This is a genomic window from Streptomyces aurantiacus JA 4570 (genome assembly GCF_000414115.1).
Classification (GTDB): Bacteria; Actinomycetota; Actinomycetes; order Streptomycetales; family Streptomycetaceae; genus Streptomyces; species Streptomyces aurantiacus_A.
Window position 1 is genome coordinate 1 of record NZ_AOPZ01000306.1, and the last position, 20,415, is coordinate 20,415.

Here is a 20,415-nt window from a genome sequence, read left to right on the forward strand (position 1 = left end):
CGAGCACGGCCGCCGCCGCGGCCGCCAGGCCCCGGCGCCGGCTGACGACCGGACCGCGCTCGCCGTGCCCGCCACGCCCGCTCACCGGGCGGCTCCCGTGGGCGCGCAGGTGATGTCGCGTCGCGGCAGCGTGCCGTCGCGGAGGTAGTCGTTGACGGCGTCGTCGGCACACGGGACGGGGCGGTGTCCGTCGATGTCACGCCCGTACACGCCGTGCGAGCGGATGTCGGCCGTCACCAGGCGCGATCCGGTGAGCCTGCGGTGCAGCGCGAGCGCGCCGTCGTACGGGACGTTGTTGTCGCGGCGGGCCTGGAGCATGAGGACGGGTACGTCGTTGTGGATGGCGGTGCCCGGCTCGCGGGGCTGTGCCTTCCAGAACGCGCACGGCGCGATCATGCCGTTGACGACCGGTCCGAAGACCGGCTGCGTGACGCGGCTGCGGACGCTGTTGCGCCAGTACGTCTCCGGGTCCTTCGGCCAGCCTCCGGCGGGCCAGCCGCCGTCGCCGCACATGAACAGCGCCCCGCCGACCATGCTGTCCTCCAGGTCCGGCGAGTTGAGCAGTTCGAGCATCGCGGCCAACTCCGGCCCCGGCTCGGTCAGTTCACCGGCCGCGGCATCGGCCAGGTCGCGCGCCACGGCGGCGAGGGCGGCGTCGCTCTCCTGGTGCTGGACGAGTTGCCGCAGCAGCAGCCGCAGTACGGGTGCGTTGAGCCGCTGTCCGCCGACCGCCACCGGGCGGCGTTCGGCGCCGTCTAGCACCTTCTGTACGGTCGCCCGCACCTGGCCACCGGTCCGGCCCAGCCGGTACCGGTCGTGGTGCCGGGCGGCCCACCCGGCCCACTCGTCTAGCCCCTCCTCCAGCGGGCCGCCCGCCCGTTGGAACAGTTCGTACTGGGTGGCGGCCGGGTCGGTGGAGGAGTCGATGACCACGCGGCCGGCCCGGCGCGGGAACAACTGGGTGTAGACGGCGCCCAGATCGGCGCCGTAGGACACGCCGTAATACGAGAGCCGGGGCTCACCGAGAGCGGCCCTGATGGCGTCCATGTCCCGGGCCACGTTCCGCGTCGAGGCGTGCGGCAGCAACGCGGCGTTGTCCCCGTACTCGTGACAGCGCCGCGCCGTGTCCCGCGCCGACCTCACCGACGCCTCGAAGTCCTCGCGGGGCGTGGTGACCGGGCCGGGCCGCTGCGGGGCCCCGGCGGGGGCACAGCGGAGCGGACTGCTCTCCCCGAGGAACCGGGGGTCGAACCCGATCAGGTCGTACCGCTCCGCGACGTCCTTCAACGCCGGGCGCAGGGCCAGGGTGTTGGCGAGCCCAGTCCCGCCCGGACCCCCGGGGTTGGACAGCAGGATGCCGCGCCGTCCCGCCGGGGACGTCGCCTTGATCCGCGAGATCGCGATCCGGATGGTCCGCCCGCCGGGATCGGCGTAGTCGAGCGGCACGGCCACCTTCGCGCACTCCGCACCCGCGGCTCTCAGCTCGGCCTGCGCCGCCGAACAGGGCCCCCACACCGGCCGCTGCCTCTGGGACGCCGCCGAATCCCCGCCGCCCGCCGCCTGCTGAGGCGTGGCCGCGGCGGGCACGACCGCGGTGAGTAATCCGGCCAGACCCAGGCCGACGGTGACCGTGGACGGGACGCGCATGGTGCTCCTCGTGTCGGAATGGCGAGATGGCGAGATGGCGAGATGGCGAACGCGACTGTCATCTGCCGCCACGACGCTAGGAGCCCCCGCGACCCGGGGCCATGCGGCTGCCCGGCTCATCGATCATGGGGTGGACGGTATTGACTCGATCACGAGGTGAACGGTATTCGCGGTGGCAGTACGCCGACTCCGGCGAACCCTGACCCCGCGCGTCAGCGGCGGACCAGCATCGCGTGCGTGACGGTCGGCGAGCCGACCAGCTCGGACACCCGGTAGCCGTCGATCCCGTCACCCAGGTTGTCCAGCAGCCGCTCCCCGCGCCCGATGAGCATCGGCGCGATCACCAGGTGGAGCTCGTCGATCAGCCCGGCGCGCAGATACTGACGGATGACCGCCGCGCCGCCGCCGATCCGGACGTCTTTGCCGCCCGCGGCGTCGAACGCGCGCTGGAGCACCGTCTCCAGCGGCTCGTCGGTGAAGTGGAAGGTCGTTCCGCCGGCCATCTCCAGCGTCGGGCGCAGATGGTGGGTGTGCACGAAAACGTCGTGGTGGTAGGGCGGGTTGTCGCCCCACCAGCCCTTCCAGGACTCGTCCTGCCACGGCCCGCGCTGCGGCCCGAACATGTTCCGCCCCATGATCGTGGCGCCGATGTTCTGGTCGCCGCGGACGAAGTAGTCGACGTCGATTCCGGTCTTCCCCGCGGCGGCGTCTTCCGTCGCGGAGACGAACCAGCTGTGCAGCTCGTCACCCCAGCCGACGCCGTCGCCGAACGGGGCGTCCAGCCGCTGGTTCACGCCGGCCGCGAAGCCGTCGAGGGAGATCGTCACGTTGTGCACGCGGACCTTGGGCATGGCCTTCGCCTCTCGTGTTGATGTCGTTCTCTCACCTCTGCGTCGTACAGAGCCTGCCTGGATCGACATCCCCGCGCACCTTCTTCCGGCGGGGCCGTACTCGTGCCCGGCACACCGACCTCAGGCGACAGCACACCTAGGTGGCCGAACTGCACAAGGCGTCCCGGAAGGGCCCGTCCGCCGCGAACACCCGTTCCGCGAAGCGTTCGCCCATGCGGTGGTGGGTGGTGGCGTCCGGGTGGAGGTCGTCGGGCAGGGGGAGTTCGGCGTAGTCGGTCTCGCCGTAGAGGTCGCGGCCGTCGAGGTAGTGGAGGTGCGGGTCCTGGGCCGCGCGTTGTTCCACGATGCGGGCCAGCTCGTCCCGGATCACGTTCAGCGTCAGCTTGCCGCTCGCGCGCTCCGCCGGGTCGCCCACGGCCCGGAAACGCAGCCGCCCCTCGTCGAGACCCGCGAAGTCCGGCGCGCAGGGGCCGGGGGTGTCCTCGTGGATGGGGCACAGGATGGGCGAGACCACCAGCAGCGGTGTGGCGGGGTGGCCGTCGCGGATGGTGTCGAGGAAGCCGTGGACGGCCGGGGTGAAGGCGCGCAGGCGCATCAGGTCGGCGTTGACGAGGTTGATGCCGATCTTGACGCTGATCAGGTCGGCCGGGGTGTCGCGCAGGGCGCGCGCGGTGAACGGATCGAGCAGCGCGCCGCCGCCGAAGCCCAGGTTGATCAACTCCACGCCGCCCCGGGAGGCCGCGAGCGCCGGCCAGGTCGTGGTGGGGCTCGCGGCGTCGGAGCCGTGGCTGATCGAACTGCCGTGGTGCAGCCACACCTTGCGTCCCCGGTCCGGCGCCGGCTCGACGGGGGCGTCGGTGCGCAGGGCGACGAGTTCGGTGGTCTCGTTGTGCGGCAGCCAGATCTCGATGTCCTTCATGCCGTCGGGCAGGCCGCTGAAGCGCGCCGTGCCGGCCGGTCCGGCCTTGTGCTCGGCCGTCCCGGCGGTCATGTCGATGGTCAGCGTGTTGCCTCCGCGCACGCTCGCCTGCGCGGTCAGGCGGCCGTCGACGACCAGGTCGTACACGCCGTCCGGACGGGGCGGGACGCCGACATACACGCGCTTGGTGGGCAGCGTGTCCAGTTCCACGGCGGTGGCCCGCGTGCGGAAGACGAGGCGGACGCCGGCGGGCTGGGACTCGGCCATGGCGAGCTGCGCGTCGGCGCACTGGGCACGGGCCCGGGCGGGCAGCCGGTGCGGCAGCACGCCGTGCGCGGTGCGCTCCAGGTCGAGGGCGCCGCGCAGGAGGTCCGCGGTGATGGGGGCGGTGGTCCAGGTGGGGTGTTCGGGGCGGTTGGGGTGTTCAGAGGGCATGGTGGGGTGCTCAGAGGGCATGGTGTCTCAGCCTGTTGCTCGAAGTTCGGTGTTCGGTGTGGGTACGCGGACGTCCGTACGCCGCCGCTCAGGCCGTGGGCCAGGTCCGCAGCAGCGCGTCGAGCGCGTCCACGATCCGGGACCACGACTCCTGCGAGTCCGGTGCGCTGTGGCTGAAGGACCCGGCCGTCTCCAGGCTGACGTAGCCGTGGAAGACGCTGCCGAGCAGTCGGACCGCGTGGGTCTGGTCCGGCTCCGCCAGGTCGTAGCCGCGCAGGATCGCCCGCATCATCTGCGCGTGCCGGGCGCCCGCGCTTGCTGCCGCCGCCTCCGGGTCGAGGCGGAAGCGGGCCGCGGTGTACCGGCCGGGGTGCTCCCGGGCGTAGTCGCGGTAGACGTCGGCGAACGCGGCCAGGGCGTCCTTGCCCGCCCGCCCCGCGAGGGCCGCGGCGCCCCGGTCGGCCATCTCCTCCAGGGCGAGCAGGGCGATCCGGGTCTTCAGGTCGTGGGAGTTCTTCACGTGCGAGTACAGGCTCGCGACCTTGACGCCGAACCGCCGGGCGAGTTCCGAGACGGTCACCTGCTCGAAGCCGACCTCGTCGGCCAGCTCCGCCCCGGCCCGGGTCAGGCGTTCCTTGGTCAGTCCTGCGCGCGCCATGATGCGCCTCCCTTTCGACAGAACCCATTCTGCATCTGCCTAATAGCTTTAGGCAAATAGAATCGACCCTTAGCCTCGTCGGCTGGCCCCCGGCACAAAAAAGTCCCGGGCGGGTGGAGGGCTCACGCCTTCCACCCGCCCGGGACCCCGGACGATCAGATAGTGCCGCGGACTCAGACCGCCACGGCCGGGTACGTCGGGTACTCCACCCCGGAGACGTGCTGGACGACCCGGATGACCTGGCACGAGTAGCCGAACTCGTTGTCGTACCAGAGGTAGAGGATCGCGCTGTCGCCGTCGACCTTGGTGGCGCCCGCGTCGATGATCGAGGCGTGCCGCGAGCCGATGAAGTCGTTCGAGACCGCGTCGGGAGCGCTGGTGAAGTCGATCTGGCGCCTCAGCGGCGAGGTCAGCGAGACCTCGCGGAGGTGGTCGAGGACCTCGTCGCGCGTGGCCTCGCGGCCGAGCCGCAGGCTGAGGATCGCGATCGAGACGTCCGGCACCGGCACCCGGATCGAGCTGCCCGTGATCGGCGCCTTGAGGTCCGGCAGCGCCTTGGCGACGGCGGAGGCGGCCCCCGTCTCGGTGATCACCATGTTGAGCGGCGCCGAGCGGCCGCGCCGGTCGGCCTTGTGGTAGTTGTCCAGGAGGTTCTGGTCGTTCGTGAACGAGTGGACCGTCTCCACGTGCCCGCGCAGCACGCCGTACTCGTCCGCCATCGCCTTCAGCGGCGGGACGATCGCGTTGGTGGTGCAGGAGGCGCAGGACAGGATCCGCTCGTCCGGCTTGATCATGTCGTGGTTGACGCCGTGCACGATGTTCGGGACGTCGCCCTTGCCCGGCGCGGTCAGGACGACCTTGTCGATGCCGGGGCGCAGGTGCTGCGACAGGCCCTCGCGGTCGCGCCACTTGCCGGTGTTGTCGATGAGGATGGCGTCCTTGATGCCGTACGCCGTGTAGTCGACCTCCGACGGGTCGCTCGCGTAGATCACCTTGATCGCGTTGCCGTTGGCGATGATCGTGCTGTTCGCCTCGTCGACCGTGATCGTGCCCTGGAACTGGCCGTGGATGGAGTCGCGGCGCAGCAGCGAGGCGCGCTTCACGATGTCCTGCTCCCCGCCCCGGCGGACGACGACGGCACGCAGCCGCAGACCGTTGCCGGAACCGGCCTTCTCGATCAGCAGGCGGGCGACGAGGCGGCCGATGCGGCCGAAGCCGTACAGGACGACGTCGCGGCCCTCGCGGCACTCGATCTTGTTGGCGCCGGTGGCCCCGGCGACGGCCCGGGCGGTGAACTCCGCCACCGGCAGACCGCGGCCGTCGGCCCGGTACGTCGCGGCGAGCATGCCGATGTCGATCTGCGAGGGGCCGAGGTCGAGCTCGGTGAGCGCCCGCAGGAACGGCAGCGTCTCGGTGACCGAGAGCTCCTCGCCGGCGATCTGCCGGGCGAATCGGTGGGTCTTGAGGATGCTGACCACCGACTTGTTCACCAAGGAGCGGCTGTGCAGCAGGATCGTCACGTCCCGCTCGCGGTGCAGCTTCCCGATGATCGGGATCATCGATTCCGCGATCTCCTCGCGGTTCTTCCAGTCGGTGAACGAGTCGTCGTTGACAGTCACAGGAGTATCTTTCGAGCTAGGCGGCGCTCATATGCTAACCCCACCCGACTTTGAGCTTTCAACCGGTGTCTCGGGGATCGCGCCCCGCCCCCGTCCCGGGCCGCCGAGCAGCAGGAACGCCGAGGCCACGAATCCGGCGGTGCCGGCATGCGGCGCAGCAGGGCGCCCGCCAAAAGGCCGCTCAGTACGGAGCCCGCGCCCTGCACGGTGCAGAGCATGCCGGCGAACGCGGGCGTGCGGTGCAGGCCGGAGTCCACCACGCCACCGAGGAGAACGCGGCGTTCCGGTCACGCAGGACCCGGCTCACGCCCCAACTCATGCAGATCTCCTGCCTGTTGCGTCACAGTGCGCGGCAACTCGCTTGGTCCGCGAGCTGTCCGGCGGCCTCGACTCCAGCGCCGTCACCGCGCTCGCCGCCGCCGAACACCCCGAACTCACCACGTACTCCATGGACTTCGAGGAGGGCGACACCGACTTCCGGCCCACTCCCCGGCGCCCGGAACGTGACGCGCCGTACGCCCATGCCGCCGCGCGGCACAAGCGCCTATCCGGCGACCTTCGCGCCCGCGCACAGCGGCCCCATGATGGCCGTCGCCGACACCCTGCACCTGCTGCTGCCCCTGATCGAAGTGGACCGGTGGATGCGGGACTACCACGTCTCAGTGGAATGAACGCTCTATTTAGTGGCGGTCAGTGTCCGGTGGGGGGACCGGCGAGGGCGTCCGCGCGGTCGAAGTGGTCGCGGCGCCCGAGCAGTTCCCTCCGCTGGAGCGCGAGCGGCATGTTGCCCTCCTGCCACAGGCGTCGAGCCGGTCCGTCGCCTTCTCGATGGTCAGGTCGCCCTGGCGGAAGGCGATGCCCTCGTTGGGCGTCGAGTCGTAGAAATGCCTGCGTACGGGGCAGCCCGGGGTGCGGCTGCGGCACGTACCGCACGGCGTCCTCGCCGGCGCGCGCGGGCGAGGTGAGGTCGTCGGGCACACCGAGCCACGTCAGCGGCGCGAGGTGGGCGGGCATGTCGACGAAGCGATACCGGCGCAGGTCCTGCGGGTCGCGGAAGAGGCCGCGGTCGGCCAGGAAGGCGCGCGTCTCCCGCTCGGCGGCCTCCTGCCGGGCGATCTGTTCGGCCGCGGTGGCCGGCAGGACGGTTTGCGGACCGCGGACCGGGCGAACGGCCGCCGGTCGAGCAGGAGGCAGTAGAGGGGGCCCAGCGCCTGGTCGATGTAGAAGCACGGGTTGCGCTGCCAGCCGCGGAGGTGGTCGAGCTCCCAGCGGACCCGCGCGAGGGCCGAGCCGAGCAGCCGCGAGTCCACGGCATCGGGGCCGTCGGGGCCGGCGACCGGCCGGGCCGTCGCCCCGAGCGGACTCCCCGCGCTCTTCTCGAACTCCCCCTCGAACTCCCCCTCGAACTCCCCCAATCTGCGGCGCTGTTCACGTACCGCCTCGGACGACCAGTCGGCCACCCACCCCGAAGGCCGCTCCACGCGCGGCAGATCGTCCATCGAGTCGGGCTGGGTCTCCTCCCGCCAGGCCCAGAATCTCTCCGCCAGTTCCGCTGTCGTCCTCTCCCGTGCGGCCGAAAACCCCTTGGGCGCGGCCGAGGCCCGTCGATATCCTGCAAGGCTGCCCGCGGACCCGAGACCGTCCGTGGGCCTGATCGAGGAAGGAGCGTGACGCGATGCGGTGGCGAACCCAGCCGCCCGCCCGGAGGTTCCGGGAGCCCGGGCGGCGGTTCCGGAAGGAACGAGATGTCCCGTACGGACAAGACGAAACCCCTGTGGGTGCGCCACGCCGAGCACGACCCCCGGCCGGTCCACGATCACCGCCACGGCCCCTGCGACCTGCCGCCGCGCCCGACACGGGAGGCCCCGGAGACCCGTTGCCGGTGGGAGCACCCCGGCATGCTGCTGTTCGGCCACACCTGCTGCGCGGGCTGCAACGCGCGGGCCTGCGTCAAGGAGCGACAGGACATGGTCAGGGCCGCCAACCGCAAGGAGCGCTACGCGGGACGCCGCGAGGCACGCCGCCTCGCCACGGCACTTCACCCCGGCTGTCGGGGGGTTGTCGGCGGTGGTCGGTGATCTGTCGGTGGTCTGTCGACGGCTGCCGGGACAGTGGATCTCGTTGGCGCCGGTCAGCAACGGCACCGGCCACCAGCGACGCATCATCCCGACCTACTGGAACGGCGCAACCGGCGTGACCTGCCGCGTCCGACCGGTGGTCCACGATCAGGAAGAAAGCCCCCCATGACCACTGACGTCACGATCATCGGCGCCGGGCTCGGCGGCCTCACGCTCGCCCGCGTCCTGCACGTCCACGGAATACCGGCCACCGTCTACGAGGCGGAGCCCTCCCCCGTGGCGCGCTCGCAGGGCGGGATGCTCGACATCCACGACTACAACGGACAACTGGCCCTGGAATCGGCTGACTTGATGGACGAGTTCCGGGGTCTCATCCTGGAGGGCCGCCAGGCCATGCGGGTCCTCGACCCGGACGGGACCGTCCTGTTCGACAAAGCCGACGACGGCACGGGGGGACGGCCCGAGGTGCAACGCGGCGAGCTGCGCCAGGTCCTGCTCGACTCGCTCCCGGCCGGCACCGTGCGGTGGGGGCGCAAGGTCAGCGGCACCCGTGCCCTCGGCGAGGGTCGCCATGAGGTGACGTTCACCGACGGCGCCACGGTCTGCACCAGCTTGCTGGTCGGCGCGGACGGCGCGTGGTCGCGGGTCCGGCCGCTGCTCTCCACCGCCGCCCCCGAGTACATCGGCAAGTCGGTCGTCGAGACCTACCTGTTCGACGCCGGCACCCGGCACCCGGCCACCGCGAAAGCGGTCGGCGGCGGGTCGATGATCGTGCTCACGCCGGGCAGGGAGATCTTCGCCCACCGGGAGAAGGGCGACACGCTGCACGCCTATGTGGGGCTGGCCGAGCCGCAGGACTGGTTCGCCGCCATCGATTTCGCCGATGCCGCCGTGGCCACCGCGCGGATTGCGCAGGAGTTCGACGGCTGGGCGCCGGAGCTCACCACGCTGATCACCGGCGGCGACATCGCGCCGGTCCTGCGCCCTCTCTACGCTCTGCCGACCGGGCACCGGTGGGACCGGGTGCCCGGGGTGACCCTGCTCGGCGACGCCGCCCACCTGTCGGCCCCGAACGGTGAGGGCGCCAACCTGGCCATGCTCGACGGCGCCGAACTCGGCAAGGCCCTCGCCGCGCACCCCGACGACATCGAGGCCGCGCTCACCGCGTACGAGCAGGCTATGTTCCCCCGCAGCGCCGAGGGAGGCGAGGGGCTGCCGGTCGAGGCTCAGCGCACCGGGAAGCCGAAGGAGTAGCCCTGCTCCTTGAGCCGGGGCAGGAGTTGGCGCAGGGCCTGGAGGGTCTGGGTACGGTCACCGCCCGCGTCGTGGAAGAGGAGTGTCGGCCCGTTGGGCAGCTCCCGCTCGACGGTGGCGACGATGGCGTCCGTGCCCGGGCGCTCGAAGTCCTTGCTGTCGACGTTCCAGCCCAGCGGGCGCATGCCCCGGGAAGCGGCGAGCTTGCGGCTGTACGGGGTGAAGGCCCCGCCGGGCGCGCGGTAGTACATCGGCCGCACACCCCCGGACGCCTTGGTGATCATGCGTTCGGCGTCGAGGATCTGCTGCGACTGGTAGGTCCGGGAATCCTTGTCCATGGCGGTGTTGTGCGACACCGAGTGGTCGCACAGCCGGTGCCCGGCCGCGACCACTTTCTTGACGAGGTCCGGGTGGGCCTGCGCCTGCGTGCCCACCATGCAGAACGTGGCCTTCACCCCGTACTCCTCCAGCAGGTCGAGGACTTGAGGGGTCCACTTGGGGTCGGGGCCGTCGTCGATGGTGATGTTGACGCCGCGCTTGCCCGCGTCCGAGGCGTGCGCGATGGTCGCCGCGACCGGCTTGACGTCGCTGCCCGGGGCGGCCGGCGCGGTCGCCTCGGGTGACGCGTCGCCCGCGGCACCGGCCTGGGCCGTCCACACCGCGACACCCGTGGCGAGCATCGTCACCCCCAACGCCGCCCCGGCCACCCTGCCGTACCAGCCCCGACCACCGCCGTGCCGTGCCATGTCCGCCCCTCTCGCCCGATCCCTCGCCGAACCCGGTCTCTCTGCGACCACCCGGCAGGATGAGGCACCGTGGCCAGGGGCTGCCTCTGTTACCGATCACGGACAATTCCGAGAGCGTTCGCGGACACTCTCCGCGAGGTCCCGCCTCACCTCCGGCAACCCCCTCGTTCTCGGGATACCTGCTCTTCGGCGTGCGCCGCATGCTGAGTGCACGGCGCCGCTGAACATCGCATTCCGCGATCCGGCAGAGCGCTGTCCGATGCCCGACCCGTCCGACCGATGGAGGCTCTTCAGTGATCGCTGCCCTCAGGAACAGAACCGGCGGGGCCCTCCTGGCCCTGGTACTCGCCGCCGGTCTGTCCGTCATCAGCGCGCCGCCCGCGCCCGCCGCGGCCGCCGCCTACGAACGCTGCCCGGATCGCTACTCCTGCTACTTCTCCGGCGCCGACGGCACCGGGGACATGTGGCTGGCCCCGAACCCCGGGTGCTTCGACCTCGGACACTGGAACCCTCCGTTCAACGACCGGATCAGCTCGGTGTTCAACCGCGGCGGGCACGAAGTGCACATGTACGACTGGACCGGCAGCTACTGGAAGTGGGTGGCCGACGTCCAGATCGGCGAACAGTGGTCCGTCGGCGGCGGGGACCCCCGCAACGACGTGATCGACGCCGTGTGTGTCGGCCGTACTCCCTGAACCCGCGCGCTGTCCGCGGCCGGCCACCTCCGGCCGCGGACAGCGGGTGGGCAGGAAAGCCGTTCAGCGGCCGCTCGTCCGCACCAGGCACGCGAACAGCTCGTCCCGTCCGGCCACGCCCAACTTGCGGTAGACCGACTTGAGATGGTCGTTGGCGGTGTGCACCGACAGGCCGAGCCGGCGGGCGATGTGCTTGACCGGCACCCCGTGGAACGCGTGCCTGATCACGTCCCGCTCGCGGGGCGTGATCCCGTACCACTCCGCGATGGCCGGAAGCAGCGCGTCGGCCGTGGCGGGCTGAAGGGTGATCGCGTTGCCCTCGTCGCCGTTCTCGCCGAGCGGCTGCGCGTGCAGGGTGGCCCAGCCTCGCGGGGTGAACAGCCGGCTCACCGCCGTGCCGTCCGGCGCCCTGCGCGCGGTGTGGGTGATGTTGCACAGCGCGGTGAACAGCGCCTCGTCGTCGAGGGGCCGCGCCGGGTCGGGGACGTACGCGCGCAGCCACTCCCTCGCTCCCGGCGTCGCCGCGCGGATCGAGTCGTCCGCTCCCACGATCACCACGCCCGGCGGGCCGCCGTGCGCGGCGACGCGCAGCGGCTTGCTCGCCACGAACGCCCGCAGTGAGGCGGCCAGCGGCGCCGCCAACCGCTCCGCGTGGGCGATCTCGGCCGACGAGAACGGCCGGCTGCGCCGCTCCCGCAGCAGCACTACGCCGCCCCACGCCCGGCCGCCCAGGGCGAGCGCGATGCGCATCTCGCTGCCCATCCCCTCCGCCCGCATGATCTCGTGCAGCCGCGCGCAGTACCGGTGTTCATGGACGCCGGTGCTCAACACCCCGACCGGCGTGGGTCCGGTGAACAGCGTCGAGAAGGGGAACGCCTCTTCAGGCCGTCCGAACTCCCGCTCAAGACCACGCAGGGACTCCGCGCCGTACCCGTGCCGCAGCACATGGAACGCGGAAGCTCCGCTGACCGGGTCGAGCCCCATCAGGTGATACCCGTCGTGCGGCACACGCCGGCCGATCTCCGCGGAGACGGCCGCTCCCAGCTCCCCCAGCGTCGCCGCCTCGGCCGCCAACGACGGAAGAACCCATCCGTTCCCACCGAGGAGCACGCTCACCCCGCGAGTATGGCGTGCCGTTCCGGCCGCGGACCACTGAATTCCGGCTGTCGTCCCCGCCCCTACCCCGGAGGTAATCGACACCCGGAACGGGGTCTGGAAAGGTCCAGATCATGACTTCCACCAAGGCACAGCACGATGGGGACGCAGTGGTTCAGCGGCTGAAGGAAGAGGCGTTGCGGCGGATCGAGGGGCGCCACGAAGTCGACCTGGAACCGGGGGCGGTGGCCCGGGACGCCGGGGTCGACGCGCAGGACGCGGCGCGGCACTTCCCCGACCAGGAAGCCCTGATGTCCGCGCTGATCGTGGGCGCGTACAACGCCGTGGCGGACAGCGCGGAGGCCGCCGCCGAAGCGGCGATCGCGGCGGGAGCCGATCCGCTGCGCCGCTGGGTCGCCATCTGGCAGGGCGTACGGGAGTGGGCCGTGGCGCACCCGGAGGAGTACGTCATGCTCTGGGGCCGTCCGATTCCGGGGTACACCGCCCCGCCGGAGACCGTGGAGGCCGTCGGCCGCATCGTGGGGGCGATGGTGGCCGTCCTGCGCGACGCCCGGAAGGCGGGCGAGCTCACCGAGGACCGGCCGGGCGAGGCGCCGTTGAGCGACGGGATGCTGCAGAACGTCCGGGCGCTCGGCTCGGGCCCGCTGGAAGGGCTTCCCAGCGGTGTGGTCGCCCGCATGTTCGTGGTGTGGACGCAGCTCCACGGCATGGTCGGTTTCGAGGTCAACAACCACCTCGCGGCCGTCGCGGTGGACCCGGCGTCGGTCTTCGAGTACGGCGCCGGGTCCATGGGCGAGTACATCGGCCTGCGTCGCCGGGCCGATCAGTGACGCTGGCGGTGCTGTGCCCTGCCGTGCGCGGTGGTTCGCGCCCCGCTCACCACCGCGCCCCGGCTCACCACCGCGTCGCGGTCCCGCACCCCGCTTCGCCGGCCTCCCGCATGCGGGTGTCCATGGACGCGCTCCGGTCGTAGGGGTCGACCTCGCGGCCGTTCCCCGAGCCGGTGCCGGCCCGCCCGGCGCCGAACTCGGGGACGAAGTAGCCGGTGACGTTGTCGCAGCCGCCGTTGGTGGTGTCGGTCTTGTAGGAGAGAAGGGAGAACGTGCCCGGCGCGGTGACGACCTTCGCCGGGTCGTCCCAGCTCATCACGGTCTCCCGGCGCACGATGGTGCGCGCCACTTCGTCGCTCCCCCCGGCGGCGCGGACCACCGGATAGACGTACGTGACGTCGGCGGTCACCTCGACCGCGCCCCGCTTCCCTTCCCGGAACGTGATCCGCCCCCGCGTCTTGACCACGTCGCCGACCACCCGCACGTCCTTGCGCGCGAAGCGGCTGAACAGCATCAGCGGATCGTTGTCGCGGCTGGGCGCACGGAAGGCGGTGGCCAGGTAGTCCTGGACGTCCCGCTGCCGGGGATTGATCAACGCGATGGCCTTCTCGGGGTGTTCCCCGCGCAGCACGCCGGGGTCCAGGCTGGACGCGGCGAGGAAGTCCCGGCTCCGGCTCAGCGCCCGCGCCACCTGGTCCTCGCTCATCCAGCCGGTCGCCCGCGCCGACGGCATGTGGATGCCGGCCGTGCCGTCGCCCCAGCGCGCCGCGGGTGACCCCCTGAACGGCTCCCGCACCGTGGGCAGTCGGCGCGAAGCCTCCGAGGCCGGGGCCCGGGCCGGACGTTCCGACTCCGCTGCGAGCGGCGCGCTGTCCCCGCTTCCTTCGCCGTCTCCGCCCCCGAACCATCCCGCCACCCGGCCCGGCGCCAACGCGACGACCAGCAGCCCCACCGCGACGAGCAGGCCGGCCGCGTACCAGAGCTTCCTGCCCCGTCTCCGCCGCGGGGGCCGATGAGTCCGCCAGCCTTCCGGTGCCTCGGGTTCCTCACGCAGCCGCCGCGCCACCATCCGGGCTCGCGCCGACGGTTCCTCCGGCGCGTCCCGCGTCCCGGCCTCGGCCTCGCGCAGGAAGCGCTCCCACTCCTCATCCGATATGGACCCGTCCTTGCCCACGATTCCCCTCCCGCACCCTCTGTCCCCTGGCCCCCAGGCCCCCTGATCGCCCCTACTGCATCACACGGTGCAACCGCGCCACCACAGACCCCTACCCAGGTGATCTAGCACGCGTCCCATGCCGGACGCATCGTCTCGCCCTGTGCCGTTCACCCCGCGGACCGAGCCTGCGCGCGGCGGCCACTTCGCGCCGTTCGAGGAGCCCGAGCTGTACGCGGCGGAGCTGCGGGAGTTCTTCGGATCCGGCCGCCGTCGAGGGTCACGATCTCGTCGGCCTCGGTGAGCCACGACCGGTCGTGGGTGACCAGGAGCGTGGTGCGGCCGCGGGTCGCGGCGAGGATGTCGGTGAGTACGGCGGCGGCGGTGTCCGGGTCGAGGCCCTCGGTGGGTTCGTCGAGGACGAGGACGGGCGGGTCGGCGAGCAGCGCGCGGGCCAGGAGCAGGCGGCCGCGCTGACCGCCCGACATCGCGGCGCCGTTCTCGCCGAGGAGGGTGTCCCAGCGGTCGGGCAGCGACTCGATCCAGTCCAGGAGCCGGGCCCCGCGGGCCGCTTCGCGCAGGGCGGCGTCCGTCGCTTCGGGTCGGGCCAGGAGGAGGTTGGCGCGGATCGTGGTGTGGAAGACGTGCGCGTCCTGGGTCACACCCGTGATCGCGCGGCGGACGTCCGCGCCCGCGCAGTCGCGCAGTTCGCGTCCGCCGACGCGAATGCTTCCGGCTTCGTACGGGACGTAGCGCATGAGCGCCGCGATCAGCGTGGACTTCCCGGAGCCGCTGGCGCCGAGGAGTACGGTGCGGCGGCCGGGCGGCAGTCGCAGGGTCACTCCGTCGAGGGCCGGGGGGCCGCCGGGGCGGTGGCGTACCCGTAGGCCGGTGATGTCCACGCCGAGCGGCCCGGTGGCGGGGAGTGGGAGGGGGGCGGGCGGGTCGGTGACCGGGGGCGGCGTGTCGAAGAGGTCGGCCAACCGGCGTGCGGAGGCGCTTACTTCGGCGAGTCGGCGGGCGGCGGCGGGCAGGGGCGCGAGGGCGTCGAACGAGACGAGGACGAGGACCGCCAGGACGGTGAGGTGCACGGCGGGCAGGGTGCCCGCCGCGTGCGCGCGCAGCGCGAGCCAGGTGACGCCGACCACCGCCCCGGCCTGGAACAGCAGCACCACGGCCGAGGCGAGCGAGGTGGTCAGCGCCCCGCGGCGCTCCAGCGCCGCGATCCGGGCGGAGGCCCGGCGGACCCGTTCCTGGGCGCGGCCCCGGGCTCCGTACGCGGCGAGGTCCGCCGCCCCCTGGACCAAGTCCACGGTGAGCGCGGCGAGTTCGGAGCGGGCCGCCTTCTCGGCCGGGCCCGTGCGGCGGGACAGCGCCAGGACCAGGGTGGGTACGAGGAGTCCCGCCACGGCCAGGAGCAGCCCGAGCAGGACGCCCGCCTGCGGCAGCAGCACGGCGGCCGCTCCGGTCGCGGCCACGGCGACCGCGGTGGCGGCCGCGGCCGGGATCAGGACTCGCAGCAGCAGGTCCTGGGCGGCGTCGACGTCGTCGACGAGGCGGGTCAGCAGATCGCCGCTGCGAAAGGCGGGGGTGCCGGCCGGGGCGAGGGGCACCAGCGCCTCGTACACCCGGGTGCGGAACCCCGCGACGGCCCGCAGCACGCCGTCGTGGCCGAGGAGCCGGTCGGCGTAGCGCAGCGCGCCGCGCCCGAGGGCGAGGGCGCGTACGGCGACGATCGCGACGCTCACCGAGGCGAGCGGGGGCTGTTCGGCGGCGCGCGTGATGAGCCAGGCGGCGGTGGCCATCAGCGCGGCGGCGGCGAGGTCGCTGCCCGCCGAGGCGAGCACGGCGGGCAGCAGTCTGCGCCAGTACGGGAGGAGGTGGCGCAGAAGGCGGAGCGTGGGGCGCGGTCCGCGGGGCGGCGCGGGGGCAGTGCCCGAGGGGTGCAGGCTCATCAGGTCAACAGCCCTTCCGTGGGCGCCGGTTGAGGGCCGGGTCCCGGGCGGGGCGCAGCGGGGGCCGCCGGCCGGGTGATGTCGAGGCTGCCTGCCCGTACCGTGACGATCCGGTCGGCGTGCGGCAGCAGGCTCGTGCGGTGGGCGACCACGACCGAGGTCCGGCCCCGCATCAGCTCGACCGTGGCGCGCGTGACGGCGGCCTCGCTCTCGGGGTCGAGGTGGGCGGTCGGCTCGTCGAGGAGCAGTACGGGGGCGTCCTTGAGGAACGCGCGGGCCAGGGCCACCCGTTGGCGTTGTCCGGCGGAGAGACCGGCGCCGTGCTCGCCGAGCACCGTGTCGTACGCCGCCGGAAGCTCCTCGATGAAGACGTCGGCCGAGGCGGCGCGGGCCGCCCGCCGCACCTCGGCGTCGCTCGCGTCGGGGCGCCCGAGGCGGATGTTGTCGGCGACGGACGCCGCGAACAGATGCGGGCGTTGCGGCACCCAGGCCACTTGGGCGCGCCACGCGTCGAGGTCGTGCCCGGCGAGGTCGTGTCCGGCGAGGTCGGTGCCGCCGACCGAGACCCGGCCCGAGGCGGGGGCCACGAATCCGAGGAACAGCGCCAGCAGGGTGGACTTGCCCGCCCCGCTCGGGCCGACCAGGGCCAGGTGCTCGCCGGGACGGACGTCGAGGGAGACGCTCCGGAGGGCGGGCGTGGCGCGGCCCGGGTAGTGGACGGTGACGTCGTCCAGGCACAGAGGGGCGGCGCGGGCGGTGTGGGCGGCGCGACCGCGCCCGTCGCCGCCGCCGCTCAGCTCGCCGACACCGACACCGACACCGACACCGACACTGACGCCGACGCTGACGCCGACACCGACGCGCTGCGCCCGTTCCGCGCCACCCGCCGCCGCCTCCTCCCCCTCGTCGACGATCGCGAACACCCGCTCCGCCACCGCGACGCCCTCCGCGCTGTCGTGGAAGGCCGCGCCCGCCGCGCGCAGCGGCAGGTACGCCTCGGGGGCGAGGAACAGGACGGTCAGGGCGGTGCGCAGATCCAGTTCGCCGCCCAGCAGCCGCAGTCCGACCGGGACGGCGACCAGCGCCACGGACAGGGTGGCGACCGTCTCCAGGACGAAGGAGGAGAGGAACGCCACGCGCAGCGTCCGCATGGTGGCCCGCCGGTGGGCGTCCGCCATCTCGCGCACCACCCGCGCCTGGTGCCGCTCGCGGCCGAACGCCCGCAGGGTCGGCAGCCCGGCCACCACGTCCAGGAAGTGCCCGCCGAGGCGGGCGAGCAACCCCCATTGCCGGGCGGTGCGTCGGGCCGTGTGCATGCCGACGAGCGCACCGAACACGGGGATGAGGGGCAGCGTCACGATGATGACGAGCGCCGAGGTCCAGTCGGCCCACAGCAGCCAGCCGACGACGGTGAGGGGCACCACCGCGGTCGCCGCCGTCGTCGGCAGATATCCGACGACGTACGGGTCCAGGGCGTCGAGGCCGCGGGTGAGCAGCGTGGCCGTCTCGCCGTGGCGGCGGGCCGCCAGGCGCAGCGGGCCGGTGCAGCGGGCCGGTGCGCCCCAGCCGATCGGTGACGCGGTCCCGCAGCGCGCGCTTGGCGTCGGCCGCGGCGCGCTGCGCGAGCAGGCCGCGGGCCCAGGTGAGGAGCGCGCGCAGCGCCATGACGGCGGCCAGCGCGGCCGGCGGCGCGAGCAGGATCCCGTGCCCGGCGAAGCCGTCCGCGAGGACGGCCGCGAGCAGGCCCGCCTGGGCGACGACGAGCCCGGCGGTGAGGAGCGCGAGCACGGCGGAGTACGTCATGTGGCGCCGCAGCACCGGGAGTTCCCGCATCAGGCGGCGTTCTACGGGCTTCATCCTTCGGTCCCTCTCGTCGCCGGCGCGGCTCAGGAATTGCTTCAGAAATAGCTGGGGTGACGGCGGCCCGTGGGCCCCCGGAAGGCCCACCAGCTCCACGCCTGGTACGCGAGGATCATCGGGACCACCAGGACCCCGAACGCGCTCAGGATCCTCAACGTGGCGTGGTCGGTGACGGCGTGACCGATGGTCAGCCCCGTCCCCGCCGAGCTGATCAGGACGTACGGATGGTGACCGGCCCCCACGAGCAGTACGGGCAGCGCGGTCGCGCAGCAGGTGGCCACGAACGCGCGGACGCGGTGTCCGCGGGAGAGCCACCACCAGGCACCCGCGAGCGCCGCCGCGAACAGGGCGGCGATGACCGCCGCCGTCACGCGGTTCGTCATCGAGGCACCCGCCCCGAAGAGCGTGAGCAGCAGCGCGAGGGAGCCGGCGGCGGCTGCCCCGCGCAGCAAGGGATCGCCCAACTGGCGTGCCCTGGCTGCGACGTCGGGCCCCGAGCGCAGGGCGACGAAGGCCGCGCCGTGCGCCGCGAAGAGCAGGACGGTGGTCGCGCCGCAGGCCAGCACGAAGGGCGTGAGGACGTCGCCGAACCCGATGTGGAAGGACCCGTCGGGCCGCCGGGGCACGCCGTGGAGCAGCAGGCCCAGGACGAGTCCCCAGCACACGGCGGGCAGCGCGCCGCCGAACACGATCAGCGCGTCCCAGCACCGGCGGGCGCGGACACCTTGGGCGCGGCCCCGCAGTTGGATGGCGGCGTTGCCGAGGACCAGGCCGACGAGGATCGCCACGATCAGCGGATACAGGCCGGACAGGAGGCTGCCCTCCAGGTGCGGGAAAGCTCCGAAGAGGACGCCGGTGAAGGCGACCAGCCAGACCTCGTTGCCCAGGAAGAACGGCGCCATGGCGTCGAGGGCGGCGTTCCGGCCGGCGAGGCGCTCGGCCTGTCGGCCTTCGCCGCGGCCGAGGAAGGGGTGCAGCATCTGCGCGCCGTAGTCGTAGCCGCTGAGCACGAAGTACCCGGCGAGGAGCAGGCCCAGGAGGGCCAGCCAGGCGATCTCCAGACTCATGTCGTTCAACCTTCCATCGAGAGGGGCGAGTTCAGCTCTGCATACGGTTCCGGGCGGCTCAGAAGGCGGGGACCCGCTGCCGCTCGTCGGCGCCGCCCGCGCCGGGCCCCTCGGGCACGTCGTCGGGCAGCGGCTCGGTCGCGCCGAGCTGGGTGGCGTCGGGGCCGCGGCGGGCGAAGCGGGTGATGAGGGTCCAGTTCGTCGCCGCCAGCGCGACGAACACCGCGATGAACACGGTGCAGGACACCGCCAAGGAGGCCGTACCGACCTGGGAGAGGGCGTCTTCGACCGTCAACTCGCCGTAGACCAGCCAGGGTTGGCGCCCCACCTCACGGACGACCCAGCCGCCCGCGGAGGCGATGAAGGGGAACGGGACCGTCGCCACCAGCAGCCAGGAGGCCCACCGCCAGCGGATCAGCCGGTCCTTCCACAGCAGGACGAGGGCGACGATCGTGATGGTGGACACGGTGTTGCCGATGATCGTCATGACGTCCATCGAGATCCGCAGGGTGTCCTGCCAGGGCACGTAGTCGCCGGGCCCGTGCTCCTTGACGAGCCGGGCCTGGAGCTCGGCGACGCCGCTGTTCTCCAGGACTGCGTGCTTCATGGGCTGGGTCCGCTCGATCACGGGCCGCTGCATCTCGCCGACGATCACGACGAAGAAGGAGGCGAGCATGGACACCCACAGCCCGAGGCGCAGGGAGCCTCGGAACAGCTCGGTTTCCTCGGTGCCCTTCAGGAAGTGCCAGGCGCTGACCCCGGCGACGAAGACGCCGCCCGTCGTCAGCGCGGCAAGGGCGATGTGGCCGAGGGCCACCAGGGCGCTGGAGTTGGTGAGCAGCGCCCCGAAGTCGGTCAAGTAGGCGGCGCCGTCGCGCACTTCGTAGCCCACCGGATGCTGCATGAAGCCGTTGGCGATCAGGATCCAGTACCCGGAGGCGTACGCGGTCAGGGCGACCAGCCAGATGAGCGTGACGTGCACACCCCTGCGCATGCGGCCCCAACCGAAGATCCACATGCCGAGGAAGGTGGACTCGGCGAAGAAGGCGATGAGGGTCTCCAGGGCCAGCGGCGCGCCGAAGACATTGCCCGCGAACTTGCTCAGGCCGCTCCAACTGAGCCCGAACTGGAACTCCATGACGAGACCGGTGACGATGCCGACCGCGTAGTTGATGACGTAGAGCTGGCCCCAGAAGCGCGTCATGCGCTCCCGGACGGCCTTCTTGGCGGGATCACGGGTGAACGCGGCCCGGGTGTGCATGATCGCCACAAGCGGGACGAGCCCCATGGTGAGGATCACGAACAGCCAGTGGATGCCGGTCGTGGCCGCGAACTGGAGTCGGGCCAGATCCGCAGCGCTCATGGTGCGACCTTCCTGGAGGAGGGCGGGGACGGGACGGATGCGGGGCCACCGCTTCGCGTGTGCAGGTGCCGGGCGCCATTGCCCGTCACCTGTGCGGTGACCCCGCTGAAGACCGTAGGGAGAATCGCTTATGCATTCCAAGACCGGTTTCGCTATGTGAAAATGCCTC

At 72.6% G+C, this 20,415-nt stretch carries 18 protein-coding genes and 2 pseudogenes; 6 read left to right on the forward strand and 14 right to left on the reverse strand.

The features are described 5' to 3' along the window. Positions 1 to 81: 81 nt before the first annotated feature. The 5 genes from STRAU_RS26670 to STRAU_RS26690 form a co-directional block, all read right to left on the reverse strand. Positions 82 to 1,647 (reverse strand): alpha/beta hydrolase, encoded by a 1,566-nt coding sequence (locus STRAU_RS26670; protein WP_016643504.1) that lies wholly within the window; start codon positions 1,645 to 1,647, stop codon positions 82 to 84. 212 nt (positions 1,648 to 1,859) lie between these two features. Next, positions 1,860 to 2,498 (reverse strand): dihydrofolate reductase family protein, encoded by a 639-nt coding sequence (locus STRAU_RS26675; protein ID WP_016643505.1) that lies wholly within the window; start codon positions 2,496 to 2,498, stop codon positions 1,860 to 1,862. Between the two features lie 136 nt (positions 2,499 to 2,634). Continuing rightward, positions 2,635 to 3,852, reverse strand: coding sequence for a GDSL-type esterase/lipase family protein (locus tag STRAU_RS26680; RefSeq protein ID WP_016643506.1), 1,218 nt, complete (start codon positions 3,850 to 3,852; stop codon positions 2,635 to 2,637). A gap of 88 nt (positions 3,853 to 3,940) precedes the next feature. Then, positions 3,941 to 4,510 (reverse strand): TetR/AcrR family transcriptional regulator, encoded by a 570-nt coding sequence (locus STRAU_RS26685; RefSeq protein WP_016643507.1) that lies wholly within the window; start codon positions 4,508 to 4,510, stop codon positions 3,941 to 3,943. Between the two features lie 173 nt (positions 4,511 to 4,683). Then, the gene (locus STRAU_RS26690) at positions 4,684 to 6,129 is read right to left on the reverse strand and encodes a glyceraldehyde-3-phosphate dehydrogenase (protein WP_016643508.1); all 1,446 of its coding nucleotides are present in this window, start codon (positions 6,127 to 6,129) and stop codon (positions 4,684 to 4,686) included. Positions 6,130 to 6,160: 31 nt separating this feature from the next. Between STRAU_RS26690 and STRAU_RS44740 the strand changes: the two are divergent. Both STRAU_RS44740 and STRAU_RS43900 read left to right on the forward strand, forming a co-directional pair. Continuing rightward, positions 6,161 to 6,607, forward strand: a pseudogene (locus STRAU_RS44740) (asparagine synthase-related protein); the annotation flags it as partial. Between the two features lie 25 nt (positions 6,608 to 6,632). After that, positions 6,633 to 6,800 (forward strand): hypothetical protein, encoded by a 168-nt coding sequence (locus STRAU_RS43900; protein ID WP_259299986.1) that lies wholly within the window; start codon positions 6,633 to 6,635, stop codon positions 6,798 to 6,800. Positions 6,801 to 6,819: 19 nt separating this feature from the next. Here STRAU_RS43900 and STRAU_RS43905 read toward each other — a convergent pair whose 3' ends face one another. Both STRAU_RS43905 and STRAU_RS43910 read right to left on the reverse strand, forming a co-directional pair. Then, positions 6,820 to 7,143 (reverse strand): hypothetical protein, encoded by a 324-nt coding sequence (locus STRAU_RS43905; RefSeq protein WP_259299987.1) that lies wholly within the window; start codon positions 7,141 to 7,143, stop codon positions 6,820 to 6,822. Continuing rightward, complete coding sequence (locus STRAU_RS43910) at positions 7,119 to 7,628, reverse strand: hypothetical protein (protein WP_259299988.1); 510 nt, start codon at positions 7,626 to 7,628, stop codon at positions 7,119 to 7,121. Before STRAU_RS43910 ends, STRAU_RS43905 begins: the two co-directional genes overlap by 25 nt. A 246-nt stretch (positions 7,629 to 7,874) precedes the next feature. On the opposite strand from STRAU_RS43910, the gene STRAU_RS26705 reads away from it, so the two are divergent. Continuing rightward, positions 7,875 to 8,207, forward strand: a complete 333-nt coding sequence (locus STRAU_RS26705; RefSeq protein WP_016643510.1) for a hypothetical protein — start codon at positions 7,875 to 7,877, stop codon at positions 8,205 to 8,207. Positions 8,208 to 8,372: 165 nt separating this feature from the next. Continuing rightward, the gene (locus STRAU_RS26710) at positions 8,373 to 9,461 is read left to right on the forward strand and encodes an FAD-dependent oxidoreductase (RefSeq protein WP_016643511.1); all 1,089 of its coding nucleotides are present in this window, start codon (positions 8,373 to 8,375) and stop codon (positions 9,459 to 9,461) included. Here the strand turns inward: STRAU_RS26710 and STRAU_RS26715 are convergent. Next, complete coding sequence (locus STRAU_RS26715; RefSeq protein ID WP_016643512.1) at positions 9,434 to 10,207, reverse strand: polysaccharide deacetylase family protein; 774 nt, start codon at positions 10,205 to 10,207, stop codon at positions 9,434 to 9,436. The genes STRAU_RS26710 and STRAU_RS26715 overlap by 28 nt on opposite strands. Positions 10,208 to 10,500: 293 nt before the next feature. Here STRAU_RS26715 and STRAU_RS26720 point away from each other — a divergent pair, with 293 nt between their 5' ends. Continuing rightward, positions 10,501 to 10,902 carry a peptidase inhibitor family I36 protein gene (locus STRAU_RS26720; RefSeq protein WP_016643513.1) on the forward strand — a complete coding sequence of 134 codons (402 nt, stop codon included), beginning with the start codon at positions 10,501 to 10,503 and terminating at the stop codon, positions 10,900 to 10,902. Between the two features lie 63 nt (positions 10,903 to 10,965). Here the strand turns inward: STRAU_RS26720 and STRAU_RS26725 are convergent, their stop codons facing one another. Beyond that, the gene (locus tag STRAU_RS26725) at positions 10,966 to 12,018 is read right to left on the reverse strand and encodes a helix-turn-helix transcriptional regulator (protein ID WP_016643514.1); all 1,053 of its coding nucleotides are present in this window, start codon (positions 12,016 to 12,018) and stop codon (positions 10,966 to 10,968) included. Positions 12,019 to 12,131: 113 nt separating this feature from the next. Between STRAU_RS26725 and STRAU_RS26730 the strand changes: the two genes are divergently transcribed. Continuing rightward, a complete protein-coding gene (locus STRAU_RS26730) occupies positions 12,132 to 12,848 on the forward strand; it encodes a TetR-like C-terminal domain-containing protein (protein ID WP_063890376.1) in 717 nt (238 codons plus the stop codon). Positions 12,849 to 12,912: 64 nt separating this feature from the next. Here the strand turns inward: STRAU_RS26730 and STRAU_RS26735 are convergent, their stop codons facing one another. The 5 genes and pseudogenes from STRAU_RS26735 to STRAU_RS26755 form a co-directional block, all read right to left on the reverse strand. Beyond that, entirely contained in the window at positions 12,913 to 14,022 is a 1,110-nt protein-coding gene (locus STRAU_RS26735) for a hypothetical protein (protein ID WP_016643516.1), read from the reverse strand. Positions 14,023 to 14,171: 149 nt separating this feature from the next. Beyond that, complete coding sequence (gene cydC / locus STRAU_RS26740; protein ID WP_016643518.1) at positions 14,172 to 15,956, reverse strand: thiol reductant ABC exporter subunit CydC; 1,785 nt, start codon at positions 15,954 to 15,956, stop codon at positions 14,172 to 14,174. Further along, positions 15,956 to 17,813 (reverse strand): annotated as a pseudogene (gene cydD, locus STRAU_RS26745) (thiol reductant ABC exporter subunit CydD). The gene cydC and the pseudogene cydD overlap by 1 nt, the downstream one beginning before the upstream one ends. A 41-nt stretch (positions 17,814 to 17,854) precedes the next feature. Next, positions 17,855 to 18,883, reverse strand: a complete 1,029-nt coding sequence (gene cydB, locus STRAU_RS26750) for a cytochrome d ubiquinol oxidase subunit II (protein ID WP_052029295.1) — start codon at positions 18,881 to 18,883, stop codon at positions 17,855 to 17,857. A gap of 58 nt (positions 18,884 to 18,941) precedes the next feature. Further along, positions 18,942 to 20,246 carry a cytochrome ubiquinol oxidase subunit I gene (locus tag STRAU_RS26755; protein WP_016643521.1) on the reverse strand — a complete coding sequence of 435 codons (1,305 nt, stop codon included), beginning with the start codon at positions 20,244 to 20,246 and terminating at the stop codon, positions 18,942 to 18,944. Between the last annotated feature and the right edge of the window lie 169 nt (positions 20,247 to 20,415).